Source organism: Enterococcus olivae (assembly GCF_053760925.1).
This window is the reverse complement of the sequence record NZ_JBSMVT010000007.1, coordinates 47,575-74,181: the sequence shown is the minus strand read 5'-3', so window position 1 is coordinate 74,181 and position 26,607 is coordinate 47,575. Positions and strand designations below refer to the sequence as shown.

The 26,607-nt window shown below is 41.5% G+C and carries 28 protein-coding genes; 10 read left to right on the top strand and 18 right to left on the bottom strand.

What is annotated here, in order from left to right; translation table 11 throughout:
- Nucleotides 1–126 precede the first annotated feature (126 nt).
- The gene (locus tag ACWODM_RS06710) at nucleotides 127–2,376 is read right to left on the bottom strand and encodes a LysM peptidoglycan-binding domain-containing protein (protein ID WP_455320604.1); all 2,250 of its coding nucleotides are present in this window, start codon (nucleotides 2,374–2,376) and stop codon (nucleotides 127–129) included.
- Nucleotides 2,377–2,648: 272 nt separating this feature from the next.
- Here ACWODM_RS06710 and ACWODM_RS06705 point away from each other — a divergent pair, with 272 nt between their 5' ends.
- From ACWODM_RS06705 to ACWODM_RS06695, 3 genes are read left to right on the top strand one after another with little or no spacing between them, the layout of a single operon-like run.
- The gene (locus ACWODM_RS06705; RefSeq protein ID WP_455320603.1) at nucleotides 2,649–3,305 is read left to right on the top strand and encodes a phosphatase PAP2 family protein; all 657 of its coding nucleotides are present in this window, start codon (nucleotides 2,649–2,651) and stop codon (nucleotides 3,303–3,305) included.
- Nucleotides 3,302–4,288 (top strand): TIGR01212 family radical SAM protein, encoded by a 987-nt coding sequence (locus ACWODM_RS06700; RefSeq protein WP_455320602.1) that lies wholly within the window; start codon nucleotides 3,302–3,304, stop codon nucleotides 4,286–4,288. The genes ACWODM_RS06705 and ACWODM_RS06700 overlap by 4 nt, the downstream gene beginning before the upstream one ends.
- Entirely contained in the window at nucleotides 4,263–4,826 is a 564-nt protein-coding gene (locus ACWODM_RS06695) for a class I SAM-dependent methyltransferase (protein ID WP_455320601.1), read from the top strand. Before ACWODM_RS06700 ends, ACWODM_RS06695 begins: the two co-directional genes overlap by 26 nt.
- A gap of 177 nt (nucleotides 4,827–5,003) precedes the next feature.
- Here ACWODM_RS06695 and ACWODM_RS06690 read toward each other — a convergent pair whose 3' ends face one another.
- From ACWODM_RS06690 to ACWODM_RS06680, 3 genes are read right to left on the bottom strand one after another with little or no spacing between them, the layout of a single operon-like run.
- Nucleotides 5,004–5,693 carry a MerR family transcriptional regulator gene (locus ACWODM_RS06690; protein WP_455320600.1) on the bottom strand — a complete coding sequence of 230 codons (690 nt, stop codon included), beginning with the start codon at nucleotides 5,691–5,693 and terminating at the stop codon, nucleotides 5,004–5,006.
- 1 nt (nucleotide 5,694) lies between these two features.
- The gene (locus tag ACWODM_RS06685; RefSeq protein ID WP_455320599.1) at nucleotides 5,695–6,321 is read right to left on the bottom strand and encodes an Hsp33 family molecular chaperone HslO; all 627 of its coding nucleotides are present in this window, start codon (nucleotides 6,319–6,321) and stop codon (nucleotides 5,695–5,697) included.
- 58 nt (nucleotides 6,322–6,379) lie between these two features.
- Nucleotides 6,380–6,775: a DUF4809 family protein gene (locus tag ACWODM_RS06680; protein WP_455320598.1), complete on the bottom strand. Its 396-nt coding sequence runs from the start codon at nucleotides 6,773–6,775 to the stop codon at nucleotides 6,380–6,382.
- A 205-nt stretch (nucleotides 6,776–6,980) separates the two neighbouring features.
- Between ACWODM_RS06680 and ACWODM_RS06675 the strand changes: the two genes are divergently transcribed.
- The 3 genes from ACWODM_RS06675 to pcp all read left to right on the top strand — a co-directional run bounded on the left by ACWODM_RS06675 (nucleotide 6,981) and on the right by pcp (nucleotide 8,522).
- Nucleotides 6,981–7,424 (top strand): helix-turn-helix domain-containing protein, encoded by a 444-nt coding sequence (locus ACWODM_RS06675; protein WP_455320597.1) that lies wholly within the window; start codon nucleotides 6,981–6,983, stop codon nucleotides 7,422–7,424.
- A 1-nt stretch (nucleotide 7,425) separates the two neighbouring features.
- Nucleotides 7,426–7,782 (top strand): hypothetical protein, encoded by a 357-nt coding sequence (locus ACWODM_RS06670; RefSeq protein WP_455320596.1) that lies wholly within the window; start codon nucleotides 7,426–7,428, stop codon nucleotides 7,780–7,782.
- Between the two features lie 95 nt (nucleotides 7,783–7,877).
- On the top strand, nucleotides 7,878–8,522 hold the full coding sequence (gene pcp, locus ACWODM_RS06665) for a pyroglutamyl-peptidase I (RefSeq protein WP_455320595.1): 645 nt from the start codon (nucleotides 7,878–7,880) through the stop codon (nucleotides 8,520–8,522).
- A gap of 86 nt (nucleotides 8,523–8,608) precedes the next feature.
- Here pcp and ccmA read toward each other — a convergent pair whose 3' ends face one another.
- The 11 genes from ccmA to ACWODM_RS06610 form a co-directional block, all read right to left on the bottom strand.
- The gene (gene ccmA, locus ACWODM_RS06660; RefSeq protein WP_455320594.1) at nucleotides 8,609–9,634 is read right to left on the bottom strand and encodes a heme ABC exporter ATP-binding protein CcmA; all 1,026 of its coding nucleotides are present in this window, start codon (nucleotides 9,632–9,634) and stop codon (nucleotides 8,609–8,611) included.
- Nucleotides 9,609–10,448 carry an ABC transporter permease gene (locus ACWODM_RS06655; RefSeq protein WP_455320593.1) on the bottom strand — a complete coding sequence of 280 codons (840 nt, stop codon included), beginning with the start codon at nucleotides 10,446–10,448 and terminating at the stop codon, nucleotides 9,609–9,611. The genes ccmA and ACWODM_RS06655 overlap by 26 nt, the downstream gene beginning before the upstream one ends.
- Nucleotides 10,445–11,251: an ABC transporter permease gene (locus tag ACWODM_RS06650; RefSeq protein ID WP_455320592.1), complete on the bottom strand. Its 807-nt coding sequence runs from the start codon at nucleotides 11,249–11,251 to the stop codon at nucleotides 10,445–10,447. The genes ACWODM_RS06655 and ACWODM_RS06650 overlap by 4 nt, the downstream gene beginning before the upstream one ends.
- On the bottom strand, nucleotides 11,248–12,081 hold the full coding sequence (locus tag ACWODM_RS06645) for an alkaline phosphatase family protein (protein WP_455320591.1): 834 nt from the start codon (nucleotides 12,079–12,081) through the stop codon (nucleotides 11,248–11,250). The genes ACWODM_RS06650 and ACWODM_RS06645 overlap by 4 nt, the downstream gene beginning before the upstream one ends.
- A complete protein-coding gene (locus ACWODM_RS06640; RefSeq protein WP_455320590.1) occupies nucleotides 12,071–13,150 on the bottom strand; it encodes an extracellular solute-binding protein in 1,080 nt (359 codons plus the stop codon). The genes ACWODM_RS06645 and ACWODM_RS06640 overlap by 11 nt, the downstream gene beginning before the upstream one ends.
- Before the next feature lie 192 nt (nucleotides 13,151–13,342).
- Complete coding sequence (gene rpiB, locus ACWODM_RS06635; protein WP_455320589.1) at nucleotides 13,343–13,789, bottom strand: ribose 5-phosphate isomerase B; 447 nt, start codon at nucleotides 13,787–13,789, stop codon at nucleotides 13,343–13,345.
- Between the two features lie 104 nt (nucleotides 13,790–13,893).
- On the bottom strand, nucleotides 13,894–14,364 hold the full coding sequence (locus ACWODM_RS06630; RefSeq protein WP_455320588.1) for a PTS sugar transporter subunit IIA: 471 nt from the start codon (nucleotides 14,362–14,364) through the stop codon (nucleotides 13,894–13,896).
- A 5-nt stretch (nucleotides 14,365–14,369) separates the two neighbouring features.
- The gene (locus ACWODM_RS06625; protein WP_455320587.1) at nucleotides 14,370–16,445 is read right to left on the bottom strand and encodes a BglG family transcription antiterminator; all 2,076 of its coding nucleotides are present in this window, start codon (nucleotides 16,443–16,445) and stop codon (nucleotides 14,370–14,372) included.
- Nucleotides 16,446–16,525: 80 nt separating this feature from the next.
- Nucleotides 16,526–17,578, bottom strand: a complete 1,053-nt coding sequence (locus ACWODM_RS06620) for a zinc-binding dehydrogenase (protein ID WP_455320586.1) — start codon at nucleotides 17,576–17,578, stop codon at nucleotides 16,526–16,528.
- A gap of 60 nt (nucleotides 17,579–17,638) precedes the next feature.
- Nucleotides 17,639–18,907 (bottom strand): PTS galactitol transporter subunit IIC, encoded by a 1,269-nt coding sequence (locus ACWODM_RS06615; protein WP_455320585.1) that lies wholly within the window; start codon nucleotides 18,905–18,907, stop codon nucleotides 17,639–17,641.
- Nucleotides 18,908–18,964: 57 nt separating this feature from the next.
- Nucleotides 18,965–19,258: a PTS sugar transporter subunit IIB gene (locus ACWODM_RS06610; protein WP_455320584.1), complete on the bottom strand. Its 294-nt coding sequence runs from the start codon at nucleotides 19,256–19,258 to the stop codon at nucleotides 18,965–18,967.
- A 381-nt stretch (nucleotides 19,259–19,639) separates the two neighbouring features.
- On the opposite strand from ACWODM_RS06610, the gene ACWODM_RS06605 reads away from it, so the two are divergent.
- The 3 genes from ACWODM_RS06605 (at nucleotide 19,640) to ACWODM_RS06595 (ending at nucleotide 22,603) form a co-directional block, all read left to right on the top strand.
- Nucleotides 19,640–20,368, top strand: a complete 729-nt coding sequence (locus ACWODM_RS06605) for a DUF554 domain-containing protein (RefSeq protein ID WP_455320583.1) — start codon at nucleotides 19,640–19,642, stop codon at nucleotides 20,366–20,368.
- An 89-nt stretch (nucleotides 20,369–20,457) separates the two neighbouring features.
- Nucleotides 20,458–21,921 carry a DUF1958 domain-containing protein gene (locus ACWODM_RS06600; protein ID WP_455320582.1) on the top strand — a complete coding sequence of 488 codons (1,464 nt, stop codon included), beginning with the start codon at nucleotides 20,458–20,460 and terminating at the stop codon, nucleotides 21,919–21,921.
- A 163-nt stretch (nucleotides 21,922–22,084) separates the two neighbouring features.
- Complete coding sequence (locus tag ACWODM_RS06595; protein WP_455320581.1) at nucleotides 22,085–22,603, top strand: helix-turn-helix transcriptional regulator; 519 nt, start codon at nucleotides 22,085–22,087, stop codon at nucleotides 22,601–22,603.
- Between the two features lie 43 nt (nucleotides 22,604–22,646).
- Here the strand turns inward: ACWODM_RS06595 and ACWODM_RS06590 are convergent, their stop codons facing one another.
- The 3 genes from ACWODM_RS06590 to ACWODM_RS06580 all read right to left on the bottom strand — a co-directional run bounded on the left by ACWODM_RS06590 (nucleotide 22,647) and on the right by ACWODM_RS06580 (nucleotide 25,316).
- Nucleotides 22,647–22,952: a hypothetical protein gene (locus ACWODM_RS06590; protein WP_455320580.1), complete on the bottom strand. Its 306-nt coding sequence runs from the start codon at nucleotides 22,950–22,952 to the stop codon at nucleotides 22,647–22,649.
- Between the two features lie 7 nt (nucleotides 22,953–22,959).
- Nucleotides 22,960–24,483: an ABC-F family ATP-binding cassette domain-containing protein gene (locus ACWODM_RS06585; RefSeq protein WP_455320579.1), complete on the bottom strand. Its 1,524-nt coding sequence runs from the start codon at nucleotides 24,481–24,483 to the stop codon at nucleotides 22,960–22,962.
- Nucleotides 24,484–24,839: 356 nt separating this feature from the next.
- Complete coding sequence (locus tag ACWODM_RS06580; RefSeq protein ID WP_455320578.1) at nucleotides 24,840–25,316, bottom strand: S-ribosylhomocysteine lyase; 477 nt, start codon at nucleotides 25,314–25,316, stop codon at nucleotides 24,840–24,842.
- Nucleotides 25,317–25,539: 223 nt separating this feature from the next.
- On the opposite strand from ACWODM_RS06580, the gene ACWODM_RS06575 reads away from it, so the two are divergent.
- Complete coding sequence (locus ACWODM_RS06575) at nucleotides 25,540–26,487, top strand: LacI family DNA-binding transcriptional regulator (protein ID WP_455320577.1); 948 nt, start codon at nucleotides 25,540–25,542, stop codon at nucleotides 26,485–26,487.
- The last annotated feature ends 120 nt before the right edge of the window (nucleotides 26,488–26,607 follow it).

The window sequence follows — 26,607 nt, the reverse complement described above, 5'->3', positions numbered from 1 at the left end:
CTCCTCCTGTCCAGACGATTTTATTTTCTATAGTACGAAAAAGTTTATCCGTTGGTCAATCTTTTTCTGAGTAAAATCAAAAAATACCGTAACTTTCTTATGAGAGTTACGGTAAATGATTAGTTTTTAGCTAACTTTCAATGTTTGTCCAACATAGATCGTATCTGAATTGAGATTATTCAATGAACGTAGTTGGCTAACAGAGGTATTGTGAGATTGCGCGATCTGCCATAAACTGTCTCCCTGTTTTACTTGATACTGTTTACTGGCATTTTGTTGTGTAGTACTGGATGTGTTGCTCGCACTACTACCGCTTTGGCTTGTTTTCAGCTTTTGACCAACCAAAATCAAATCGCCACTGATATTGTTCCAGCTGCGTAATTGGCTGATTGACACACCATTTTTGCTGGCGATCCCTGAAAGTGTATCTCCAGCTTTAACTGTGTAAGTTGATCCGCTGTTATTTTGACTAGTATTGCTTGTTGAGCTGCTTGTATTGCTTGAGTTACTTGAACTGCTTGAAGAACTCGAGCTGTTAGAATTGCTCGTATTACTTGAGCTACCACTTTGACTCACTTTTAGCGTTTGCCCTACATAAATCAAATAACCGCTGATATTGTTCCAACTTTGTAGTTGGCTAACTGTTACGCCATAGCGTGAACCAATTGCTGATAAAGTATCTCCATTTTTGACTGTGTAAGATGTGCCTTTGTTTTGGTTAGAGCTGTTTGACGAATTGTTCGTATTACTTGAGCTACTTGAATTGTTCGAGCTATTAGAATTACCCGTACTGCTCGAACTACCACTTTGACTCACTTTTAGCGTTTGCCCTACATAGATCAAATGACCGCTGATATTGTTCCAGCTTTGTAGTTGGCTAACAGTTACGCCATAACGCGCACCAATTGCCGACAAAGTATCTCCTGATTTGATCGTGTACGTCGTGCCTTTGTTTTGGTTCGTGTTGTTTGACGAATTGTTCGTATTACTTGAGTTGTTTGAGCTGTTAGAATTACCCGTACTGCTCGAACCACCACTTTGACTGACTTTTAGCGTTTGTCCGACATAGATCAAATGACCGCTGATATTATTCCAGCTTTGTAATTGGCTAACAGTTACACCATAACGCGCACCAATTGCCGACAAAGTATCCCCTGATTTGATCGTGTACGTCGTGCCTTTGTTTTGATTTGAACTACTTGACGAATTGTTCGTATTACTTGAACTGTTTGAGCTACTTGAATTATTGCTACTGCTTGAACCACCACTTTGGCTCACTTTTAACGTTTGTCCCACATAAATCAGATGACCACTAATATTGTTCCAGCTTTGTAATTGGCTAACAGTCACACCATAACGCGCGCCGATTGCCGACAAGGTATCCCCTGATTTGATTGTATAGGTCGTGCCTTTGTTTTGATTTGAACTGTTGGACGAATTGTTCGTATTGTTTGAAGAACTTGAGCTGTTAGAATTACCCGTACTGCTTGAACCACCGCTTTGGCTCACTTTTAACGTTTGTCCCACATAAATCAAATGACCGCTGATATTGTTCCAGCTTTGTAGTTGGCTAACTGTTACGCCATAACGCGCGCCGATCGCTGACAAAGTATCTCCTGATTTGACCGTATAGGTTGATCCAGTACCGGTTGTCGGAGTAGATGTACTCCCGCCACCACCAGTATTCGTATTGATCATACCACCAGAATTTCCTGAAGCTGGTGAATCAAAACGAGTCAAATTGTAATTTTCGATCACACGGTTCAATGTCGTATTGTAGTTTGGATCCGTTGCATAGCGACCTGTCAACCAGGCTGTGGCATCACGATAAGAAGAGGTGTTGCTCTTCCAAGCTCCCGCATAATAATACACACCTGACTGGAAGGAAACGGTTCTCAACGTGCGTGCGTTGTCGCTAAACGATTCTTGGAAAGATGGATATTTTCTAAATGGTTCTTTCATCGTCACGTATCGGCCATTTACAAATTCTTGGGTGTTCATGTAGACCGTCTGACCGTTATAATTGCCTTTAATACCAAATAAATTATGATAAGGGGCTTTGGACAATAAACTTTGACCCCAACCACTTTCAATAATTGCTTGCGCGATCATCACAGAAGCATACAAATCATTGCTGTCTGCTACGGGTTTCGCGTAATTTGCGATCTGTTCAATAAATTGTGCCGGGGAGGAATACGAAGCAACTGCGCCAGAAACATTATCCGCCTGAACATCGACCAAAGGGAACAAGGGCGTAACCGCAGAAACCGCAGTCACAGTCGTACCTAAGATGGCCGCGCTTTTTTTCATTTGACGTTGTAAAGCAGTCTGTTGCTCTAATTTTCTGCGTTCTTTTCTCGACAAAGTCTTTCCCATTTTTTTACCTCCAAATGATTATAGAATGATAGATTAATTATACACGGATTTAATTCTTAATAAAAGTTTAAACAGCCCTTTTCAACATTTGTAAAATCTCTGTAACATGAAGTTTTTTGCACGCTTTTCTCAACATGAAGCCAGGCTTCATTTCCCTGTCTTTTCACCACCTCTCGCTCTTTTTGAATGTTGCAACTTTGTGACTAAAACTTCAATACAGAACGAGCTGTGCTATAATGGTTTCCATAAATAGAATTGCTAAAGGAGTCCTCATGAATAATAAAAATTACACACGAATACTGGGAAGTCTTTCACTGGTTATATTGGCTTTTTTAGGCTTCTCCGTTAAATTTTATCCTAGCTGGCTTCTACCCTTCGATGAGACCGTGACGCAGGCTGTTCGACAGCTGTATCCTAGCTGGAGTCCTTTTTTTCTACAGGTCACAAGACTTGCGAATCCTCTTACAATCATCCTGTTGTTCTTGGTGGTTCTTCTCCTTTTGCTTTATGGCAAACGACGCGTTGAAGCTATCTGGTTTTCTTCAGGAGTCATTGGGATCGCTGGAATCGCCAATCCAGCAATCAAGCTCGTCTTTATGCGAGAACGCCCGACACTAGAGCACCTCGTTACGGAACACAGCTTTAGCTTTCCCAGCGGACACTCCGCAGCAAGCATGGTCTTTTATGGAACCTTGATCTGTTTGATTCCATTCTTGATTAAAAACCCGACAGTCCAGAGAATCCTGCAGGTTCTTCTTGCTAGTTTGATCCTTTTAATCGGGATTAGCCGGATTTATTTGGGGGTCCACTTTCCAAGTGATATCCTCGGCGGCTTTTCATTGAGCTTGACGTGGCTTTTATTCACTTATCCGCTGTTTCAAAAAAATATTTTACAAGCAAACAAAGTTAAGGAGAGGAAGAAAAAATGACCTCATTCATTTATGCAGAAGACAAAAACAAACGATACCATTCTTGGAACTATGCCTTGAGACAGCAATTTGGCGGCAAAATTTTCAAGCTCGTGATCGATGGTGGCTTTGACTGCCCCAACCGTGATGGGACTGTCGCGCATGGCGGCTGTACCTTTTGCAGTGTTTCCGGTTCTGGAGACATGATCTTAGCACCGGAAGATCCTCTGCCTATCCAATTTGAAAAAGAAATCCAACGAATGCATAAAAAATGGCCGACAGTCGATCGTTATATCGTCTATTTTCAAAACTTTACCAATACACACGCTCCTTTGAAAGAAATCAAAGAACGCTTTGAACAAGTGATCCATTTGCCTGGCGTGGTCGGTTTGTCGATTGGTACACGCCCTGACTGTCTACCGGACGACGTTGTAGAATATCTGGCTGAACTCAATGAGCAGCGGTATCTGTGGGTCGAACTTGGTTTACAAACGACTTTTGAAGAGACGAGTCGTTTGATCAATCGCGCGCACGACTATCAAACTTATCTTGAGGGTGTCGCTAAATTACGCAAGCACAACATTCGTGTCTGTACGCATTTAATCAATGGTCTACCTGGTGAAACAGCTGAAATGATGCGGGAAAATGTTCGACGAACGATTTTGGATAGCGATATCCAAGGAATCAAGCTTCATCTGTTGCACCTGATGCGTAATACCCGTATGCTGCGTGACTATCACGAAGGACGTTTACAATTACTTTCAAGAGATCAATACGTAGAGATCACCTGTGACCAATTGGAAATGATCCCTGAAGAAATCATCATTCATCGACTGACAGGTGATGCTCCCACCGAGACTTTGGTCGGTCCCATGTGGAGCCTGAAAAAATGGGAAACGTTAAACGCAATCAACGATGAAATGCTCTATAGAGATTCCTATCAGGGAAAATTCAACGTTCGAAAGGAAGAAGCTGCTCATGTTGGCAACTGCTCTGCATTTTAGCCATAGTCTACTGAAAGAAACCGTCCAACCAGGGAATCATGTCGTTGATGCAACGATGGGAAATGGAAACGACACTGAACTTCTGGCTGAACTAGTAGGAAAAACTGGCAAAGTTTATGCTTTCGATATTCAGGAGCAAGCCTTGAGAAATACACAGGATCGTTTAACTAAACGCCAGTTGCCCTCACGTGTCAAACTAATTTTGGATGGTCATGAACACCTAGGGAATTATCTAGAGACTACCGAAGAGATCCACGCGGCGATTTTTAATCTCGGCTATTTACCAAAAAGCGACAAGCAGGTCATCACCTTGCCTGCAACTACCCAACAAGCGCTAGATACGCTTTTACAGCATCTTGCTCATCGAGGTCGAATCATTATTGTGGCTTATTATGGTCACCCAGGCGGTGAAGAAGAGCTAACAACCGTTCGTGACTATTGCAGCAAGCTGCCACAAAAGGAATACAATGTCCTGAACTATCAATTCATCAATCAGCAAAATCAGCCACCGATCTTGTTTTGTATTGAGAAAAAATAAAAAAATGCCTCCCGAAAGTTGGATTTTTTTGGTCTAACTTTCGGGAGGGCGTTTTATTTTATATTAGTTTATAGCTTTTTTGAAAGCGAAGAAGAAACGAAAAGAAAGCAAAAAACACCTATGTACTACCGAGGGAATTCCTTCTAGCTACTAAAAAGCGATCAAAACCCCAATTTTTTAAGAAGGATCTTGATCGCTTTCTTTGATTTTCTGTTTTAGATACTGGTACCATTCTTTTTTCATTCCAAGGGCTTGATCAGGATATTTGGCATAATACTTTTCGGCAAAAGCCGTCAATTCAGCTGAACTCTCGTGATCAAGACTCATCTGTTGCCAGTATTTCATACATTTTTCTACCAAAGGATCGTCAGCAGGCAACTGCTGTTCATAGCAAAGCTCCAGCTCCTTAAAAAAGGTTTGGGTCTCATTCAAGTCAAAGGGCTGCAAAGGCTCTGCCTGTATTTTAGCCAGCAGTTCTTCTGAAATCTCCTCTTCTCCTAATAAAAGCAATAGTTCAGGAGAGACTTCTCTTCCCGCTTCCAAATGACTTTCGATCCGAGACAGCTTCATCAAGCGTAGCTGCAATTCCATCAACTCTGCTTCGACTCGCCGTTTTTCCTGATAAATAAAGGTCGCCAACGACTGTTCCTTAGTCAAGACTTCTTTGATTTCTTCGAGAGTCATCCCCATTTTCTTCAAAGAAGTGATCATGAATAGCTGCGAAAAGGACGAACTGTCATACATTCGATGACCGTGTTCATTTTTTCTTGCCGGATGGAGCAGACCGATCTCATCATAATACTGCAAGGTACGGACACTCACGCCTGCCAAATGACTGAATTCTTTGATTTTCAAATATCTTTCCATCTTATTCCACCTTCTTTTGCCACAGGACTCTTCCTAGCTCTTCACCAGCCACTAGCCAGTTTGCCAGTGGCAGTTCTTGTTTTTGCAGCACTTGCTGGCGGATGTCTGCTAATGCGGACTTTTCAACAAAAGGCATGCCTTGCAACAGGATTCCGCTGGTAGGCTGCTCTTGAGAAATCAAAAACTCGCTCAACAGCTGTTCACTTTGCAAAGAAAAACCTGTTAATGCTTCACCGGGTCTCTTGTTAAGAAAAGCAACTGTGCCAGTATGCAAACCTGTCTGCCAGTTTCCAGTGGTGATCGAAAGGATTGCTGGACGATTCAACCAACTTTCCAACTCAAAGTCTTCCTCGTTCATTTTTTCCGAATATTCCAAAGACAAGTTGTTTTGCTTGATCTCACAAAATATTTTTTCATTCTTACCAAATCGGTACAAAAAACTGAATTTTGTATGAAAATCATGGATGCCACCAAATAGTACGGCTGCCGTTATCGCCTCCTCCAGAAAGGCTCTCGCTGCCTGATTTCCTGAAAACGAAGCCAGCTCTCTTTGGACTAGCTCCCGACTATCTACAATGACCAAACGACAATCTTTTTGTACCGTCAAAAATTTTATTGTATTGAACAATTTCCTCACCTCTAAGAAGGAGCATAAACTATCACGTTACGTGAGGAGCAAGAAAAACTTATTTTTCGATTTCAAAGGTAACTTCCTCCAATTCAAAAATATCGGTCAAAATCCGATTCACTTGATTAAACAAGGCCTCATTACCTGGATATTTCGCAGCAGACTTCATCTCCTTGCTGCCAGACCGATACACGAAAACCCCATATTCTTCTAGCAATTGTATCGCTTTGTCTTCTTTTTTAAATTCGACATACTCTTCCATAAAATCGATCCTCAATTCTTGACGATACCCAGCTTTTAAAACCACTGCCATCACCAAGGAAGGAACATCCAAATCTTCCAGTGGTGTATTGATGTTCCTTAAAATCAGATTGTAAGAAGTCGTTTTTACCGTTGGACAGGCATTGCACCCACCATTGACTAAATCTGTTGAACGACTGATTGTTGCTTGCATCCTGATCCCCTCCTTTTTGTGATCATTTTAACATATATCAACCTTTTTGTACTAGTTACCTTTTCAACTCCTATTACCACGGCATTCCCTAGGTAACTTTTCGAGGCCTCCTAACGAATGTTAAACTTATTTGCGCAATTGACCGCATCATTTGATAGAATTTGCGGACTTTTTTCAGTATTATTTATTGTAGGAGGTAGAAAAAATGAAAAATTTTGGAGAGCAAGTCTATCAATTAAGAAAAGACTTTGGACTATCTCAAGAAGAAGTAGCAGAAGCATTGGGTGTTTCTCGACAAACGATCTCTAACTGGGAACATGGCCTCGCTCAACCTACACTCGATAAGGCAGTAGAATTGGCACATTTGTTTGAAGTCTCGTTGGATGAACTCGTTGGAAAAAAGAAACAAGCAACAAAAGAGTCCAATAAACTTTTACACTCTCTGCTGCACCAACCCGTGACTATTTATTTGTACCCCAATCCCGATTCCAATACATGGATCTCTATCAACAAAACGATTTTGAAACACTGTGAAATCACCGAAGTCAATCCAAACAGCATTCGAGTCCTCACGCTAGAAAAAAAACTGAAAATCGAACGATTGATCTTTCTTAAAGATATCGCCGGTTTTGAAAGGGAGTGCAACTGATATGTGGCCATTAGTCATCGTTTATGCAGCCCTCCTGCTCTATACTTTTTTAGACGACATCCTTTCATTGTTCAAAAGTAAAGATCCCCATTATCAGAAGGAGCAGGAAAGACAACAATTAGAACAAAAAAATGAACAGTCGGAAATCATCCAACAGTTACACGCATTGATCGGGCAAGAATGTCAGTTAGAAAGTCGACAGTTTTCCCTCTTGTCTAAACCCAACAAGCTGACAGCCAAGATCCTTAACGTAGAGGAGGACTGGATCGAGTTTTCTTATACCAAAAAGAGTAAAACCTCCACGATCCTCTTCCAAACAAAAGAGATCCAAAGTGTTTCCAAGATCATTGACTCGTAGGATCTCCTAGCATTTACCTAGGTAATTAAAAAGAGACTTCTCTTCACTCTTTACAATATTTTGAGGTAAAATAAATAGGCAAGGAGGTTTCATCCATGAAAATTTTAGTTACTGGTTTTGATCCATTTGCAGGTGAAAAAATCAATCCAGCTTGGGAAGCAGTCAAGCTACTACCAGCTCAGATCCAAGGTGCCGAGATCATCAAGCAAGAGGTCCCGACTGTTTTTGGTCGATCGGCCGAGGTAACCAATCAGGCGATTTTAGAATATCTGCCAGACGTTGTTTTGGCTATCGGACAAGCAGGTGGGCGTTCAGCCATTACACCTGAACGAATAGCGATCAATATCGACGATGCCCGTATCCCAGACAACGAAGGCAACCAGCCTATCGATACACCGATCCAAAAAGAGGGACAAGCCGCTTATTTCACGCAACTGCCTGTCAAAGCAATGGTCCAAGCAATCAAAGATATTGGCCTGCCGGCTACTCTTTCCAATACAGCCGGTACCTTTGTGTGTAATCATCTTATGTATCAAGTGCAGTACTTGATTGAAAAAGAATTCCCGAAGATGAAGGGCGGTTTTATCCATGTTCCCTTTGCTTCCCCTCAGGTCATCGATACCGATCAATTTTCTTTACAACTGAGCGAGATCACCGCAGGTTTAACAAAAGCCATCGAAGCAATTGTCTTGTTTGATCAAAAAAATGACCTACAAACGATTGAAGGCACGATCCATTAAATACAAAAAAACTTCACCAGTCAGCAGATCGGTGAAGTTTTTTATTTACCTTGGGATTACCTAGATGATTTGATCAAGAGGCCTATCTAAGCATTCGCAGCCTTTTTGGCATCTACCACGATCACATCTTCTGTATCGATATACAGTGCCTTGGTCTCAGGGATCTCATGCCAGTCATTCAAACGATCTACAACGATTTCTTTGCCGTTGCTTGTTTGGAAATGATAGCGACGGATGTTCCCCAGAGTGACCACATTTTTTAAGGAGACTGGTACTCTGAAAGCACCTTGCAAAGGCTCCATCGAAATCAGCTCTGGACGAATATAGTATAGATACTGATTGCCCATTTTAGAAAAATCAGCCGTGTATTCCTCTAATTCAAACCATTCAAAACAAATATTGTTTCCGATAAAATCGGCAACAAAAGGACTAGCTGGTGCTGTGTACAGTTCAAACGGTGAAGAAGCCTGAACGATTTCTCCTGCTTCCAACACAAACACTCGGTCGCTGATCAGCATCGCCTCTTCCTGATCGTGAGTCACAAAAATCATCGTCATGTTCAATTCACGTTGAATACGGCGCAAATCTTTTTGTAGCTGCTTGCGAATCTTAGCATCCAACGCACTCAATGGTTCATCCAGCAATAAAATCTTCGGTTCTGTAGCCAAGGCACGAGCCAAAGCCACCCGTTGTTTTTGACCACCGGATAAGCGTTGAACATTGACGGATGAAAATTCTGTCAATTGGACCAGATCCAACAAGTTGAACACACGCTGATTCAATTCCTCTTTGCTCAGCTTTTTGACTTTCAACCCGAAAGCCACATTTTCAAAGACGGTCATCGTTGGAAAAAGAGCATATTGCTGAAACACAAAGCCAATGTCACGATCTTTGGTTGGCTGTGCTTGAATTTCTTTATCATCTAGTTCGATCACCCCTTCTTGAGGCTGTTCCAAACCAGCAATACAGCGAAGCAAGGTTGATTTCCCACAACCGCTGGGACCTAGCAATGTCACAAATTCTCCTTTTTGGACATCAAAGGAAACATTATTCAAGATCTTTTTTTCCCCGAATGAGAGAGACAGATCACGAATAGTTAAGTAGTTTGTCATTCGTTTTTACCTCCGCTGTTTCTTTTTTCTTAAGTTTTAAAGTGACTGATCGTTGCTTCTTGTTCATGTAAAAAATCCCGAAGGCCACAGCAAGGAGAAATAGGAAATACAGAATCATGACAGCACTTGCCACATGTCCATTTTCATTCATCCGTCGTAGCATATAGATTCGAAGTGTTTCAAAGCGACCGCCGATCAATAAATTCGTTAGCATGTATTCGCCAAACACGGAAGAAAAGACCATCAAAGAAACCAAAGTCGTTCCTACCTTCAAATTCGGGATCAGTACATAGCGAATAATCTGGAACATCGGTGAGCCTAAGGTCTCTGCTGCTTCCACAAGTTCCTTCATATTTACCAAGCGCATTTGATTACTAATACCTAGGTAAACCACAGGTAACATTGAGATAAATAAAGCCCCTAGCAATACAAGAAACATTGGGAGACTTGACTTCGAATAGGTACGGAGTAAGGCAGTAACAAGAATTACCCCAGGGATTGCATAAGGTAATAAAACAATTTTTTGCAGGGCTTTATCCCATCTTGGGAAATACAGATTGATCCAGATCATGGTAGGAACCAGTAAAATGAAGATAATACCGGTCATCAAGCCCGCCAGCAAGAAGGAACGCCCCACTGCCCATAGAAAAGCCGGATCACCAAGCAACTGTTGAAACCATTGCAGGGTAAAATCATCAGGAATGATACTTTTTCCCCAAGAAGTCGAACTAGCATAAAAGAACGTAGCGATCAATGGGCTTAAATAGTACAAGCCGAAAAGGAACAAGAGAATGGGTACAACTATTTTTTTCATTTGCGCTCCTTTCGACTAACAAGAGCCATTAAAGTAATCATCAACAAGCCAAAAATCACGGACAAGGCACTTCCCATGTTCGGCTTGGCAAAGACATCACCAGAAACAAGTGAAGCAATTCGGACAGTCAGTAGATTCACATTACTACCGGTCAACGCATAAGCTGTCTCATACGTCCCCATCCCATTGGCAAAAAGGATGATCCCGGTCGTCAACAAGGAAGGTCTTAAAAATGGAAAGGCTACTTTGCGCCAATAGTAGAAGTTACTCGTGCCCAAGGTTGCTGCAGCTTCTCCCCATTCTTGTTTGACTTCCTTCATACTCGGGTACAAAAACAGCACCCCTAAAGGAATTTGGAAATACACATAGGTCAATCCCAATCCCCACCAAGAATAGAGATTGAAAGCTTGCAGTGAAGGCATCAATAATTTTAACACCCCAGCATTTCCTAGCAAAATAATGAAAGAAAACGCTAAAGGAATCCCTGCAAAATTGGCGGCTAAATTGGAAATAAAGGTGATCTTTTCTTGTGTTTTATTCGATAACTGCAACAAGCAAAGGCAAAGAACGATTGCTCCAATCAAACCTAACACACAAGAAACCAGCGCGATCAGTAAGCTATTGAAAAATGCCTGATAGTAATAGCCATTTGTGAAAAATTCTTTGTAATTGGACAACGTCCAAGCACCCGTCGTGTCTAGTTGAAAACTGCCAATAATCATAAACAGCAGTGGTACGATTAAAAAGGCCACGAGCAGGCTCAACAAGGGAACCAAACCCCAATAGCGTTTCATTTTGTTCATTCCCTCCTTTGACCAGCACCGATCTGCATGTGTCCACCAGTGTCGATGGACAGTAAACTACAGATCAAAGCTGGCAGCTCCAATTGATTCATTTGCTGTAAGCCGCTGTTTTTTGGAAATTTTTCAGAAAGGATGAAGAGCGGTACTTCCCGATGGGCAGGGAGAGTCCCACCGTGCAAACCCTTCTCATCCATTCCGTGGTCGGCAGTCACTAAGATTTGGTAACCCATTTCTAACCAAGCTGGGATCGACATTCCCAAAAGCGTATCTGCAAAATTTACGGCTGCTGCATATTCTCTGGAAGCAGCCGTAAATTTGTGTCCAACATCATCAATATTCATCGAATGGATCAACATATAATTAGGCTGATAGGTTTGAATAATATGATTCGCATCAGCAAAAACATGTGAATCTGGATAATAGTCTTCACTGTAAAAAATCCCATGTTGAATCGCTTTGTCTTCATCGTTTTGAATCCGATGACGAGAGATATCATACGGTGCTTCGTTGAATAACTCACTTTGCCAGTAATACGCAGCGGCACCGGTTGTTCCTCCAGCTTTTTTGACTAGATCAAACAAGGAAACTTCTTTTGAACGTCGCACATGACCGTTCGTCAAAATACCATTTTTGTAACTCGGAACTCCTGTTGCCAACACTTCATACAAAGGACGAGAGTTACTTGGCATTTCCGAGATGATCTTGATCCGTTCTGCTTGCTGATGCTCCACCAAATGATTCATCACACCCATTTGTTCGACCGCCGTATCATAACGGCAGCCATCAAGCACGATCAGGATCAATTTTTCTTCTAATTGCTTATTTGACATGGCTCAAAACCTCTTTTTGCCATAATTCTGGTAGACTCATCGCCGTTTCATCCCATTTTGCATTGTCTTTCACTGGTTCTGCGGATTCATAAGCAGAACCAGGCAATAATTTTTCAGCAATCTCTGCTGGCAATTCAACACTTTCACGAATCGGACGCGCATAGCCCTCTGCTAAGTTGATTTGGCCTTCATCTGATAAAATGTATTCTCTCGCTAATTTCGCTGCATTTGGATGTGGTGCATTTTTGTTGATGATTGTTGTATAACCACTGATCACTGAGCCATCAGAAGGGATCGTTACTTCAAAGCGGTCCGCATTGATTTGATCTCTATAGTTCAAACCATTGAAGTCCCACACGACTGTTACGTCGATTTCACCTTTTTCCAAATTGGCTACACTCGCATCTACTGAAGAAATACGATCCGCTTGCGCCAATTCTTGGAAGTACTGCAAACCTGGTTCAATGTCAGACTCGTCGCCACCTTGTGCAATTGCTGCAGCCAATACCGCAAACTGTGCTTGGTTGGCTTTTGTTACATCGCCGACAGCTACCTGATACTCCCCATTTGCCAAATCTTCCCAAGAAGTCGGTGCTTCGCTGACATTGTTTTTATCTGTCAAGAAAGCAATCGTTCCCGTATAGCTCAACAACCAGTGACCTTCGTCATCCTTCGCCCAATCAGGAATTTCATCCCAGTAGCTCGTTTTGTAAGGCATGGTCAAATCTTTGCTGACTGCCAAAGGGCCGAAGCTGATACCAACATCGCCAATATCCGCTGTTCCTTTGGTACCTTCCGATTCAAATTTTGCCAATTCTTCAGCACTAGACATGTCTGTATCTGTTTGTTTGATACCATATTTTTCTTCGATGTCATCCCAAGTGCCTACCCAGTTTGCCCAGCTATCTGGCATTCCTAAGCTGGCGATTTCGCCTTCTTCTTTGGCTTTTTCAATGATCGTATCTAAAGAATCATCTGCAGATGCGTTGCTTTCGGTTGCTTCTGATCCGCATCCTGCAAGAGTTGTTAGTAAAATCATACTTGTTGTTAATTTCGTTAATTTTTTCATTTCTTCACCTCATCTTTTGATAGGTTCATCCTAGCAAAGCTTTGTTAATTTCTTGCCAGTTTTACGAAAAAATCGGATAAAGCTTGTGGATGTCTCGTTAAGAATGTGGATTTTTGGTAAAGTGAATGTTCTCTTTTGTTAAATAAAAAAAACGGACAGCATTCTGTCCGTGAGAATGCTGTCCGTTTTGGATCAATTGCCTTGTTCAATTTTTGCCAGTTTTTGCAGACGTCTTTCGTGTCGTTCTTCCGTAGAATACTCTGTTGACACCCATGTATCGACGATCATCAATGCTAGGCCTTCGCCGAGTACTCGCTGCCCTAAGCATAAAACATTGGTATTGTTATGCTCTTTTGTTGCTTTCGCAGAAAAGACATCGCCGACTAGTGCTGCTCGGATTCCTTCAACTTTATTCGCCGCAATACTCATACCGATCCCTGTGCCACAAACTAAAATACCGTAATCGACTTCTTTTTCGACTACTTTTTGAGAGACTTGCTTGGCATAGTCAGGATAATCGCCAGGCGTTGCGCTGTCGGTTCCAACATCCGTTACTTCGATTCCTTTTGCCTGTAAATGTTCGACAATTGCACTTTTTAATTCATATCCGCCATGATCATTTCCAATTGCAATCTTCATTTGTATACCCCTTTTAGTTGTTTATTCCTCACACTCGGTACTTGCTAACGATACTGCTGGCGAGCAGAGGTCTGTTACACACACTATTCTACCAATTTCTATCTTTAAAATCCATTACTCTCCAGCAATGCCAAAATTTCATCTTCTGTTGTTTTTCCAGAAAGTTCATTCAGCAGCTCAGTATGTTGCATCAAGCCCATCAAATTCTGTAGCATCGCTAGCTGTTGATGCGGTTGATTCAAGCCCAAAATGAAAATAAAGTTCGCTGAAACAGCTAGGCTGGCATCATCCATCCGTTGGAAGTCAACTGGATTTTCTGGCATGATAAATGCGATGAATTCCTCTTTGACGCATTCTGCATCGGTATGAGGAATCGCAATACCATACGTTCCTTGATCGATTCCTGTTGGAAAGACTTGTTCACGTTCTAAAATTTTTGGCAGAAACGTATCCGTTACCCAATCTTTTTCCACTAGCAGCTGATTCACTGTTGAGAAAAGTGCTTCTCTGTCTTCAAAGCTGTCTCCAATTAGAATAGGCGCCCCTTTTAAATAATCTGTTACTTTTTTTGTCATGTTCATTACCCCCAATATTTCATTCGATATGAGCGAAGTGTTTTGTACGCTTTGGCCGGATCAGAAATCTTTAGCAGCTTTGCAATATAATCTTCTCTGCCAGCTAGATCCATGAGCTCCAGCAATGCATCTATGTGTTTTTCATTATTGTTTGAAGCTAGCAACACAATCAAATGTACTCGCTCGCCAGTTTCCGTGACAATTCCTTCTTTAAAAATGCCAAAACTCAATGCCACGCCAAGTGCGCCTTTTTCAGGTTCAGTATGCGGTAACGCCAACTGATGTCTAAAGACGATATATGGCGGAATCTCTGACATTTCTTGTTTCAAGGCTGTCAAATACTGAGGTGTGATAATTTCTTCAGTAATCAACGGTTGACTTAAAATTTCCAAGGCTTCATGCCAAGTGACCGCATTTTCCTCAATAATGACGCGATTAGAACCCAGCAATTGATCAAAGTGAATCGCTTGATCATTGACTGCTTCTGTGATCGATGCATTTTCTCTCAATAAGTTCAATACATCTAAAAACAAAGCTTCTTCATCAGGTATGTCTACATTCTTCTTCACCTGAGCGACGATCTTTTCTGCAAGTCCAAAATCGTCCATGCCGACCAATGTATCGTTCATCACTTTTTTGCGAAGCTGTAGTTTCCCTTCATCCGTCAAAAAATCTTGGACTAAATAAAAGCGTTTGTCTGTTTCCAAGGGTACGGATGAAAAAACGATATCTGCTTCAATGTTACTCTCATAAAATTCTCTCAAAGAAAGTGTTCTTATGAAGTCCATCTCAGGAAAAAGTCCTGTCAAACTTCTTTCCAGAAGCAGGGAAACCGAGATCCCGTTCGTACAAACGATGATCGCTTTTTTTCTTTCTTCATTAGGAAGCACACTGTCATGCTCTAACAAATGTCCACCAAAGAACAGTGCCAGATAGAAGATCTCCGTCTCAGGAATCTCTTTTTCAAAGAAATGCTCCAATGGTTTCAATGACTGCTTCACCAAATAGAAGACTGAAGCTACACCCATATTTTTTAGTCTTTCAATATCGACTTCATTCAAATGCATCCGATATTTGATACGATAATACGCCGGCCGCATATGGATCATGATCCGGTTGCGTAATTTTTTTTTGTCCACGATCGTGATGTGCGCGATTTTTTCAAAATTATTGATCACACGTTCAACGGATCCTTCCAACTGAGAAAGTTCTCCGTCTGACAAGATATCCATTTGTGTAAGATTCGTTGACAAGAATAACAAGGTAAAGTAGATCATTTCATTAAAATCTGCACACTCGACCTCATCTGCGAAGAAAATTTCCTTGATAACATTATATTCCTTCGTTTCCTGTAGCTCAGCATAATCCAATTCAAAATCATAGCTGATACGTTTTTCCCTATTGATCCGACGATGGAGCAACAAGGTGAAGACCGGTAAGTGTCTGATTTTGTCATCCGAGTAACGAATGTTCAGCTTCTTTTCTACTTGCTCGACTTTTTGTTGGTATTCCTGTAATTCCGGAGTGTCTATATCTGCAAAACGCTTTAAAAGGAGCTCGTTACTGTCAAATTGACAAATGTCATTGACCGTCTCAAACAGCAGCTGTCTGCGATTCCATTCATCTCCTTCGATCCGATATCCCTTTGAACGTAAATATTCAAGTTTGAGTTGATGGTTAGACAACAGACCGGTCAAGTCCTTTAAATCTCTGGCCACCGTATTTTTACTAACATTCAATTCAACAATAAAGTGATTCATAGACAGAAAATCCGTCTTGGATAACAGCATCAGAACGATCAGCTGTAGCCGTTCTTCCGGCGACAGATACACCTCGATCTGCTTGCTTTTGTGCAGATCGTTGAATTGTTCATTGACTGCCCTCGAAACCACAAAATGTCCATTTTGAGTTCGATAGATCGTTTCCAGCTGCATACCTTCCAAATAATCATTCAACTTTTTCAGCGAATAATTCAGCTGAGAACGCGTAAGATCCAATCTTTTACCAATCGAACTACTCGTCTCTTTTGGATTACTCAATATTTCCATAAATAGCTGGTTTGTTCGTACATCTAATTCCATGTTAATCCCTTCTGGAAACCTACCGCTGATTAGCCAAGAGAGAGTCAGAAAAATTTCTGACTCTCAGCTTTGCTAGACTATCATTCGTTGGATTGAATCATTACTTTGATTTCATCGCCAGACATTACACTTTCAAACGCTGAACGCCAATTTTCTAAAGAGAATGTTTTTGTGATCATTTCGTCGATATTGATTGCTCCTTTGGCAAGCAAATGCAAAGCGATTGGCCAATCATACGGATTTTGAGAACGGCTTCCTACATAATTGATCTCTCTTTGAATGATCGATTCTAAATCGAGTTCATTCATTTTGTCTTTGAATAGGCCCACCTGTACAAAATCGCCGCCTTTTTTCGTCAACGGCAATGCTGCATTGACTGCCATGATAGCACCGGAAGCATCGTAAACCTTGTCAACGCCATAACCATTCGTCTCTGCAAGGACAACTTCTGCCAGATCTTGTTTTTGTGTATTCACAATGATATCTGCACCCATTTTTTTCGCTAGATTCAAACGATGCTCGTCTTTGGTGATTCCAGTAACGATCACTTTCGCACCGATCTCTTTGGCGATCTGTACCAAATACAATCCGATTGGACCAGGACCGATCACTAAAATCGTATCCTTCAATTCTAAACGGCTCTTTTGATACATTGCATGGACACAACAAGCAACTGGTTCAGTCATTGCTGCTCCCTCATAGCTTAGTTGCTCTGGCAATTTGTGTGCGTATTTTTCTTTGACTAGCACATAGTTTGCCATCGAACCATTTTGCTGAGTTCCTATTCCTTTTCTATTAGAACACAAATTATACTCTTCTTTCAAACAATAGTCACATTCATTACAAACATGGAAAGTTGTTTGACTCGTGACACGATCATTTTCAGCAAATTTAGTGACATCCGCGCCAACTTGCACGACTTGACCTGAAAATTCATGTCCTAAAACAACGGGTGTCTTTGGATTTTTGTACTCGCCCTTGAAGGTGTGGATATCAGATCCACAGATTCCTGTGTAGGCAACCTTTACCAAAAGTTCGTCTGCTGCGGGTACTGGAACATCCAGCTCCAATAATTCCATTTGATCGTATCCAGGAGCAGTTTTTGTTACTCCTAGCATTTTTTCTGTACTCATTGCTTTCAGCCTCTCTGTTTTAATCCGTTTTATTGATAGAAGTTACTGACTAAATTTCGCTTAGATTCCGCCGCCGATCAATTGTCCAACTTTCAAGAAGATCCATTTCAAGAAGTTTCCACCTGTATCAAAGTTAGTGATTTGTGCTGCACCTTCTGGGAATGCTACAACGCCTTGCGCCATTTCTGTAAGTACTGGTGCATAGTCTGTTGCCATCCATAGAGCAAATACCATTACGACTGTACATGTAAGTACTGAGTGTAAGATGTTTCCTTTACGGCTAGGTACGATCATCCCTACGAAGAATGGAATCGTTGCTAAGTCACCGAAAGGTAATACACGGTTACCTGGTAGAATAACAGCCAAGAACAATGTGATTGGAACCATTAGCAAACCTGTTGACAATGCTGCTGGAGAACCAGTTGCCAATGCCGCATCCATACCCAAGAAGATTTCGCGATCGCCATAACGATCTTGCAATAGCTTTTGAGCACCTTCTTGAATTGGGATCAAACCTTCCATCAAGACTTTAACCATACGTGGCATTAAGAACATAACCCCACCCATTGTCATACCCATTTGTAAAATACCAGAGATGTCATAACCACCAAGTGCTGCCAATGCCGCACCGATGATGATACCCATGATCATTGGTTCACCGAAGATACCAAAACGTTTTTGGATTGTTTCTGGATTGACGTCTAATTTGCTGATACCAGGAATACGGCTGATTACCCATCCAATCGGGATACCAAGAACCGCATAACCAGCTGTTGAACCAGTTGATAGTGCAACCCCTTCAAGTCCATAGTACTCTTGTACAGCTGGCGCAGTTAAATCCGCCATGATCTGTACGAAAACAGTAAAGATGATTCCGGCAATTACACCGAAGAATAAGTTATTTGTCAAGATATACACTGTTGCTGATACTGAAGCAACATGCCAGTAGTTCCAAATATCGATGTTCAATGTTTTTGTCCAGTTGAAAGCCAACATGATCAAGTTAACGACCAAGATGATCGGAATCATCAATCCTGCGATTGGCTGTGCCCAAGTTGCCCCGGCAACCGCTGGCCAACCAGCATCGATAATCGTCAAATTCAAACCAAAACGCTCAACCATCGCTTGTGCTGCAGGACCTACACTTGTTGTCAATAAATTAATTACTAAATTGATCCCAATCATACCAATACCAACTGTGATCCCTGCAGTGACTGCTTTCGCCGGTTTTACTCGGAAAACTAACCCTACGATAAAAATGATGATAGGCAACATAACACTTGGGCCCATATCTAAGATACTTTGTACTACATTCATCAATGCATCCATTTATAATACCTCTCCATTCTGTAAAATAATATATGAATAAATTCCTTTATTCCCCGACTAGTTCAATACTTTTTTTGCTTCTTCAATAATTTTTGCTTCGATTTTGTCTGTACCGATCCCTGTTAAAAAGGCCATTGCTTGAATTGCAGGAATGTCATATTGTTTTGGCAACATTGTTGTAGAAATCAACATATCTGCACCTGCTTGTTTTCCTGACGCTTCTGCGATCTTGATTTGTTCAATATCCACTGGAATATTGTTTCTTGCGAATAAATCCTCTACTTTTTTCATTACAACGGTAGATGTAGCAATCCCTGCGCCACATGCAACTAATACTTTCAATTTTCTCATTTGGTTTCCCTCCAACTAACTATTTTTTGTCTGTACAAAAACAACACTTAAAACCAGCATGCTTTTCTCTGTTATTTTTTACATTCTCATCATATCTTACAACCGCTTACATCACAATCTAATTCCAGACTCACTTTTATCTAACCAATTGTGCAACATGAGTATTTTGTGAATTTTTTAGAGGTCAAGTCCGGTTCATCAGCAATCACAGCGCTTTCCATTGTTCAAAAATCTGTTATTTTCTGAATTTTCTTTCAAAGGTTTTTTTCAGCTTATTATAAGGTAACAACTATTTTTCACAGCTCTTTTTTGAAAAGAATTGCTTGCTCGGACTGCTATCTGATAGACTAGATACAATGAAAAAGAAAGAGGGTTAACAGGGTGCCAACAGGAATAATAATCAATACCGTTTCGATTTTGCTGGGGGGAATATTTGGAGGTTTGCTGGGTAATCGGCTGACCGATACTTTCAAGATGAATCTAACCATGATTTTTGGTGTGTGTTCAATGGGAATGGGGATCTATGCGATCGCTCCGATGAAGTATATGCCGCCGGTCATTTTTGCCTTGGTGATCGGAACAGGGATCGGCTTATGGATCCATCTAGGTGATCGAATCAATCAAAGTGCGGCCTTGATGCAGCGACCGATCGCAAGACTCTTCCCAACGGAACATCTTGATCTTTCACAAGAGGAATTTATCCAGACACTGGTCACGATCATTGTTTTGTTCTGTGCAAGCGGGACAGGGATTTACGGCAGCTTGGATTCTGGTATGACCGGCGATCACTCGATCTTGATTTCCAAATCGATTCTTGATTTTTTTACAGCTGTCATTTTCGCCTGTAATCTAGGGTATGTCGTTTCTGTGATCGCTATTCCTCAGTTCCTTATTTTTTATGGTCTTTTTTTGATGGCAAAATTTATCTTTCCGCTAACAACTCCGGAAATGATTCTTGACTTCAAAGCATGCGGTGGCTTTTTGATGTTGGCCACAGGTTTTCGAATGATTCATCTTAAGATGTTCCCCACTGCCGATATGATTCCGGCGATGATTCTTGTCATGCCCTTCAGTTGGATCTGGGTCAATTGGATCCTGCCGTTTGTTTAAACTTTCTTTAACCTTTGGATAACGATTTCTTTTTGCGAAAATTGTGATAAAATAAGACAAACAATCAACCTTCGTAAAGGAGTTTTATCTTGAAAAGAAAAATAATCGGACTGTGTATTCTAATGTTCAGTATTTTCTCTGTCTTGCAACCGACTTCCGTCTTGGCGGACACGCTTTTAGAACAAGCGCAAGAAGCCGGCTATCAAATACCCGAAGCGAATTTGCCTGAAGCTGGTATCGTCATTGAAGCAGAGAACGGCCAAATCCTATGGGAACAAGATGCTGAAAAAGAGATCAACCCTGTCGGTCTATCGAATCTGATGACACTTTATTTGACCTTTGAAGCACTCAAGGACACCGACCTTACGCTAGATACTCTGGTAACGACCACCGACAACCAACAGGCGATCGGACAGCTCGCAACGATCAGAAACAACAACGTGATCGCTGGTGTGGAATACAGCATCGCTGACCTGATCCAGCTAGCAGCCGTGCCTTCTTCCAACGTTGCCACAATTATGTTATCCCATACGATCGATGAACAAGATGGCCCATTTGTCACAAAAATGAATCAAAAAGCGGAAGAACTGGGGATGACCCAAACAACGTTCAATACCGCAACAGGTGTCCCTGCAATCGAATTCAACGGCTATTACCAACCAGAAAGCTACGATTTCTATACGGGCAATCAGTCAACAGCCAAAGACTTGGCGATCCTGACCTATCATCTGATCAAAGATTTTCCTGAACTGCTAGAAATCACCAACCAGTCGACGATCACCGTTTTGCCAGACTCTCTCTATGAAGAATCCTTTGATTCGGAAAACGAATTACTAGCAGGTGGTACCTTTGCCTCTAGCGGTGTAGATGGATTGAAATACAGTGGTGACACAGAGAGCGGCTATCACGGAATTACCACTGCTCGACGTGACGGCTGGCATACAATCACTGTTCTCTTGGGCGTAGGTGATCTAAGCAATCCAGAGAGCAAACAATCCTTGTTCGCCTTAAGCGATACCTTGCTCACGTCCGTCTTTGATACTTACAGCTATACTGAGTTATTAGGCGCTGGTTCACAAACAGTCAACGAAGAAACGATCAAAGTAGAAAATGATTTTTATGTAGTGACCCCTAAAGATCAAGAAGCCTCATTCACCTTGACTGACGGCGAGATCACCTTGGAAAATGAACTTCCGGTCGTGTCAGATACCGTGACTCCGATCAAGGCTGCTTACGTAGTAGAAGAATCCGAGTTAGAACAAAATTTAGAACGATTTCCTTTTCTAACTACCCTGCTCAATATCGTTGAAATCACCAAGCTAACGATTCTCTCTGCCGGAGCAATTGTATTGGGAATAATTTTCTTACTGATGTCTGCCTTTATTCCAGGTCACACAGAAGAAGAAGACGGAGCAGAAACTGAGTTTGAGACTCGTCGTAGACAAAAGAAACGCAAAAAAAGAAACCTGCCTGTGAAGCAAATCTTAGTTGTTGTCGGACTCCTCAGTTTGCTCAGTGGCGTTGTTATTCTGTCCATCCAATATTTGATTTGATCGAAGCATTGCTCTATGCAATGCTTTTTCTTTCCCTCGGGAATTACCTAGGTAATCTCCAAGTGTCAACTTCCCCTTACTCCTTTAGAAAAACGACAAATGTCAAGAGCCTTTGATAGCGGAGATTCTTTCAGTCCACTATATTGAAATCAGGAGGTGCGTAATGAACATTGGTGATAAACTAAAAGTGACTCGCAAACAATTTGGCTATACTCAGGAAGAAATCTCAGAAAAAATTCATGTCAGTAGACAAACGATTTCCAGTTGGGAAAATTCCAAAAGTTTGCCAGACGTAACTAGCTTGATTTTATTCAGTGATCTTTACGATCTCACTTTAGATGAACTGATCAAAGGAGACGAAAACATGATGAAAGAAATCAACAAGAACGATCAATTAATAAAAGAAACGAAATTTTTAGGCCATGCTCGACTAGCAACCGAGATTAGTTTAAGCAGTGCCATCTTACTTTATTTAGCAGAACAGTTTTTCCATCTACAAACAAGTAGCTGGCTTCTGCTCTTGCTGATCACCAACACGATTCCTTATCTAGCAATAAATAAGCAGAAGGGACAAAGTCTCTTTGTCCTTGCAAAACAACAAACCCTCCGAAAGGCTGTAGGCGTTTCGCTAGATATTATCACAGGCTTTTTGCTGGCCTTTCTATTCAGCCGCTTTCTTTAAAAACAAAAAAATCATGTGGACATTCGCCACATGATTTTTTTATTTATTCTGCATCCTGATCCAAGTCGATCTCAAAGCCATCAAAGACTTCTCCGTCATAATATTTCATCAGCTGATCGATCGAAAGCAACGAGGAAGTCATTTCCTCGGTCGATTCCTCCGGTACTTGCGCTTCGGCATATTCTTGATAGCGTTCCATCAATTGACGGTACATCTCTTTTTTTGAATGCCCCTCAGCTGTAAGAAAGGGCAGCTCCCTTAGATAAGCAGTATACACCGGTTTGTCGGCTACAAATTCCACTGGTAACTCAGCGACAGTCAGATTCATTTCCTTAAAATGCTCAAACATAGACGTCCTACCCTTCGATCTCAATGACACGTTCAACAAATTCTTCATAAAATTCCTGCTCATGGGAAACGACCACGACTGTTCCTGGATATTCTGCTAAACTTTGTTGCAAGCTTTCTTTGGTTTCCTGATCGATATGGTTCGTTGGTTCATCCAAAATTAAAAAATTTCCTTCTGTCATGGTCATTTGTGCCAATTTTACCTTAGTTTGCTCTCCACCACTCAGCATTTTTAAAGGTTCCTGTGCCAACTGATTAACTAATCCTGCACAAGAAAGCTGTCTGCGTAATTCTTTTACTGTCGCTTTCGGATAAAGATTACCTAGGTATTGCAGAGGTGTTTCCAAGGGACTTTCCCAGACCAATTCTTGAGAAAAATACGTGATTTTCGTGTTTGCAGGAAACTGAAATTCCCCGCTAAGTGTTGAAATTTCACCAATCAAGGTTTTCAATAGGGTCGATTTTCCGATACCATTGAAACCTCGGATCGCGATTTTTTCTCCATAACGGATCGTTAGATTGATTGGTCGCAACAACGGACGTTCATAGCCAACAACTAACTCATCGGTAGTCAATGCCAAGGTACTGACGATTGGTTTGTATGGAAATTGGAAATTCGGTTTTGCTGTGTCACTTGGTGGCGTCAACCGATCAATCTTGTCTAACTGCTTCTCACGACTTTTAGCCATTGTCGAGCGGGAACCTGCCTTGTACTTACGGATGTAGGCTTCGGTTTTTTCGATATGACGTTTTTGGGCTTCGTATTGACGCAGATAGCTCTCGCGATTCGCTTCCTTCTGCTTCAAGGCTTTGGTCAGATTTCCAGTATATTTGTTCAATTTGCCAAACTCAATGTCCGCAATATGGGTCGTGATCTCATTTAAGAAGACCCGATCATGAGAAACCACCAAGAAGGTTCCTGAAAATGTTTGTAGAAAGTTCGTCAACCATTGGACATGCGTATCATCCAAATGATTGGTTGGCTCATCCAAGACTAACACATCCGGTTTTTCCAACAGTAATTTAGCCAAAATGACCTTAGAGCGCTGCCCTCCGCTTAGATTTTTCAGAAAACTGTCCAATCCCAAGACATCGATTCCCAAGCCTGAAGCCATTTCTTGGATCAAGGTACCCATCTGATAAAACTCCCCTTGGTCCAACTGTGTCTGCAAGCGACCGGCTCTCTCCAACAGCTTGTCTTCCATTGTTTCACTGTAGCTAGTATACAAAGCTGTGATTTCTTGCTCAATATCTAGTTCCTTCTGAAAGGCTGTTTTTAGAAATTCTTCGATCGTCAGCGTTTCATCCACGCGAACATACTGATCCAAATAGCCCAACTGATGGTTTTTAGCAAATTCGACTCTGCCATCATCCGGCAAAATCTCTCCTGTAATGATCTTGATCAAGGTCGATTTTCCGGCACCGTTTTGCCCGATCAAGCCGACATGCTCCCCTTTATTGATTTGCAGATTTAATTCTTCATATAAGATTTTATCTCCAAATTGTTGTGTAATATCGATTAAACTTAACATCTTGTCTCTCCATTTCTTGTAGGTGTTTTTTGGCAGAAAAAAACTGCAGACACATCGTCTACAGCACCACCATCTATCCTCCATCGAAAACACGGCAAAAAAACGTGCCTTTTCGATGAAGCGGCTATAGCCTGCTCTTAACAATGCTTCATCTTCACTGGTTGTCAAGAGCTGCTTTTCTGATAAATTTCAAATAGGATTTAAAAAACATACGAAACATCCTCTCGAACACAAGTCTAACATGCGCTTGAAAAAATGTCTAACAGTGAAACTATCTTAGGGCTACAAAAAACATCGTTTCTCTCCTATTCAGAAGAAAAACGATGCTTGTTTAACAAATTTATTTCACCATATTTTTATTTCACCACATTGCGGACAAAGGCATCGTCGCTGATTCCTTGTTCAATGACTAGCTTGGCATATTCTTTCGCACCAAAGAGCGAGTGATCACGGTAATTGCCACATTCTTTTTCAGAGACTCCTTGAATATCTTCAAATTTTGTCTCGTTGGCAATGATCGTCAAGACCTCTGTCATGACCTTCGCAACTTCTGTGGCGCTAGGAACGCCCCAAGTGATCAAATGGAAGCCTGTCCGACAGCCAAAAGGCGAAATGTCAATGATACCTTCTAGACGGTCACGCATCAAATCTGCCAACAAATGCTCCAATGTATGGATCGTTCCTGTTGGCATCTCCTTTTCATTTGGTTGTAAAAAACGCAAATCATAATTAGCGATCACATCGCCTTTTGTCCCTTTTTCTTCTGCAATCAAGCGCACATAAGGTGCCTTGACTTTCGTATGATCCAGTGTAAAACTTTCTACCTCTGCCATCTTCTTCCTCCTTGTACTTTCTGTTTCCTCTATTCTACCTCTTTTGACAAAATTTTTCATCCATTGTCTAAGATTCCTTGATCCGTTGTTCATTGCCCCCATATTTTCCCTTAATGTACTAAAAAAAGTAAATTAGAACAAAATCCCTTCATCAAAGACTGAACTTCCCACTCTTTTCAACCGATTGATTATAATAACTACATTGTTCAAAGGAGGGGATGCCATGAATCGATCAAAAAGATTGTCACACTCTGAAATAGCTCTTGCACTGTCGTCAACAAAGAATCCAAAGACTGCCTCCTCGTGCCCTTTGACTCCAATCAAGCAGACACGCTCGATTGGTCTGTTACTCAGTCATATGCAAAACTCCTTTACGTCACTACTCGTTTCCTCGCTCACCAAGGAATTATCAGCATTAGGCTACAACCTTGTCGTTCGAGACTTAAAAAATGACCCCCAACTCTTGGAAAGTCGATTGACTGATCTGCTGCAATATCCAGTAGAGGGACTGTTCCTTTCTGAGATTGAGTTATCAAAGGAACAGCAGCAATCATTGGAAGCACTCGATCTGCCTATTGTGTCGATCAGCACGCCAATCAGTTTGGCAAAAGCAGATTCAATTCTACTCAATAATCGAACCACTACAGAAAAAGTTCTGGCACGCATGATCGAGTCTGGTCATCGACGGATCGGCGTTATCGCTTCGCCACAAAATACCTTCATCACCAAGGAACAGTTGCAAGGCGTGACTGATGCTGTTTATGCTAATCAGGCTTTTGTAGAGCATATAGAATTCTATTACGGTGATTACTCCACAGCGAGCGGCTATAAAGGGATGCAACGACTACTGGACCAAGAAGTCACTGCTGTTTTTTCCTGTAACTATAAAATGGCGATCGGCGGATTGCAGGCTCTTTATCAGCAAGAGTTGCCGATAGATCGACAGTTGTCCTTTGCCAGCTTCGACTACACAGGCGGACTAGACAGTCTCTATCCAAATGTAACCACGATCCATCAACCTATCGAAACGATCGGAAAACTGGCAGCACATCGCATCTCCAAGAAAATCCAATCACAAAATCAATTAACCGGCGCCACCTATATTCAATACAACACCATCCATTGGCAAGACAAACTCATCCCTACTACAAAAAAAGTCACCCTTATTTAACAGCGACCCTCATTTTTACTCTTAGAACATGCGCAATCTCGCTGAAACAGAAAACTCTTTCATATATTTATGAACGAAACTAAAAAAGCAGTCCACATTCGGATTGCTTTTTTAGTATTA

What these genes read in the sequence shown, in the direction of transcription:
- ACWODM_RS06710 (WP_455320604.1), bottom strand. Translation starts at nt 2,376, where the DNA reads ATGGGAAAGACTTTGTCGAGAAAAGAACGCAGAAAATTAGAGCAACAG.
- ACWODM_RS06705 (WP_455320603.1), top strand. Translation starts at nt 2,649, where the DNA reads ATGAATAATAAAAATTACACACGAATACTGGGAAGTCTTTCACTGGTT.
- ACWODM_RS06700 (WP_455320602.1), top strand. Translation starts at nt 3,302, where the DNA reads ATGACCTCATTCATTTATGCAGAAGACAAAAACAAACGATACCATTCT.
- ACWODM_RS06695 (WP_455320601.1), top strand. Translation starts at nt 4,263, where the DNA reads ATGTTGGCAACTGCTCTGCATTTTAGCCATAGTCTACTGAAAGAAACC.
- ACWODM_RS06690 (WP_455320600.1), bottom strand. Translation starts at nt 5,693, where the DNA reads ATGGAAAGATATTTGAAAATCAAAGAATTCAGTCATTTGGCAGGCGTG.
- ACWODM_RS06680 (WP_455320598.1), bottom strand. Translation starts at nt 6,775, where the DNA reads ATGCAAGCAACAATCAGTCGTTCAACAGATTTAGTCAATGGTGGGTGC.
- ACWODM_RS06675 (WP_455320597.1), top strand. Translation starts at nt 6,981, where the DNA reads ATGAAAAATTTTGGAGAGCAAGTCTATCAATTAAGAAAAGACTTTGGA.
- ACWODM_RS06670 (WP_455320596.1), top strand. Translation starts at nt 7,426, where the DNA reads ATGTGGCCATTAGTCATCGTTTATGCAGCCCTCCTGCTCTATACTTTT.
- pcp (WP_455320595.1), top strand. Translation starts at nt 7,878, where the DNA reads ATGAAAATTTTAGTTACTGGTTTTGATCCATTTGCAGGTGAAAAAATC.
- ccmA (WP_455320594.1), bottom strand. Translation starts at nt 9,634, where the DNA reads ATGACAAACTACTTAACTATTCGTGATCTGTCTCTCTCATTCGGGGAA.
- ACWODM_RS06655 (WP_455320593.1), bottom strand. Translation starts at nt 10,448, where the DNA reads ATGAAAAAAATAGTTGTACCCATTCTCTTGTTCCTTTTCGGCTTGTAC.
- ACWODM_RS06650 (WP_455320592.1), bottom strand. Translation starts at nt 11,251, where the DNA reads ATGAACAAAATGAAACGCTATTGGGGTTTGGTTCCCTTGTTGAGCCTG.
- ACWODM_RS06645 (WP_455320591.1), bottom strand. Translation starts at nt 12,081, where the DNA reads ATGTCAAATAAGCAATTAGAAGAAAAATTGATCCTGATCGTGCTTGAT.
- ACWODM_RS06640 (WP_455320590.1), bottom strand. Translation starts at nt 13,150, where the DNA reads ATGAAAAAATTAACGAAATTAACAACAAGTATGATTTTACTAACAACT.
- rpiB (WP_455320589.1), bottom strand. Translation starts at nt 13,789, where the DNA reads ATGAAGATTGCAATTGGAAATGATCATGGCGGATATGAATTAAAAAGT.
- ACWODM_RS06630 (WP_455320588.1), bottom strand. Translation starts at nt 14,364, where the DNA reads ATGACAAAAAAAGTAACAGATTATTTAAAAGGGGCGCCTATTCTAATT.
- ACWODM_RS06625 (WP_455320587.1), bottom strand. Translation starts at nt 16,445, where the DNA reads ATGGAATTAGATGTACGAACAAACCAGCTATTTATGGAAATATTGAGT.
- ACWODM_RS06620 (WP_455320586.1), bottom strand. Translation starts at nt 17,578, where the DNA reads ATGAGTACAGAAAAAATGCTAGGAGTAACAAAAACTGCTCCTGGATAC.
- ACWODM_RS06615 (WP_455320585.1), bottom strand. Translation starts at nt 18,907, where the DNA reads ATGGATGCATTGATGAATGTAGTACAAAGTATCTTAGATATGGGCCCA.
- ACWODM_RS06610 (WP_455320584.1), bottom strand. Translation starts at nt 19,258, where the DNA reads ATGAGAAAATTGAAAGTATTAGTTGCATGTGGCGCAGGGATTGCTACA.
- ACWODM_RS06595 (WP_455320581.1), top strand. Translation starts at nt 22,085, where the DNA reads ATGAACATTGGTGATAAACTAAAAGTGACTCGCAAACAATTTGGCTAT.
- ACWODM_RS06590 (WP_455320580.1), bottom strand. Translation starts at nt 22,952, where the DNA reads ATGTTTGAGCATTTTAAGGAAATGAATCTGACTGTCGCTGAGTTACCA.
- ACWODM_RS06585 (WP_455320579.1), bottom strand. Translation starts at nt 24,483, where the DNA reads ATGTTAAGTTTAATCGATATTACACAACAATTTGGAGATAAAATCTTA.
- ACWODM_RS06580 (WP_455320578.1), bottom strand. Translation starts at nt 25,316, where the DNA reads ATGGCAGAGGTAGAAAGTTTTACACTGGATCATACGAAAGTCAAGGCA.
- ACWODM_RS06575 (WP_455320577.1), top strand. Translation starts at nt 25,540, where the DNA reads ATGAATCGATCAAAAAGATTGTCACACTCTGAAATAGCTCTTGCACTG.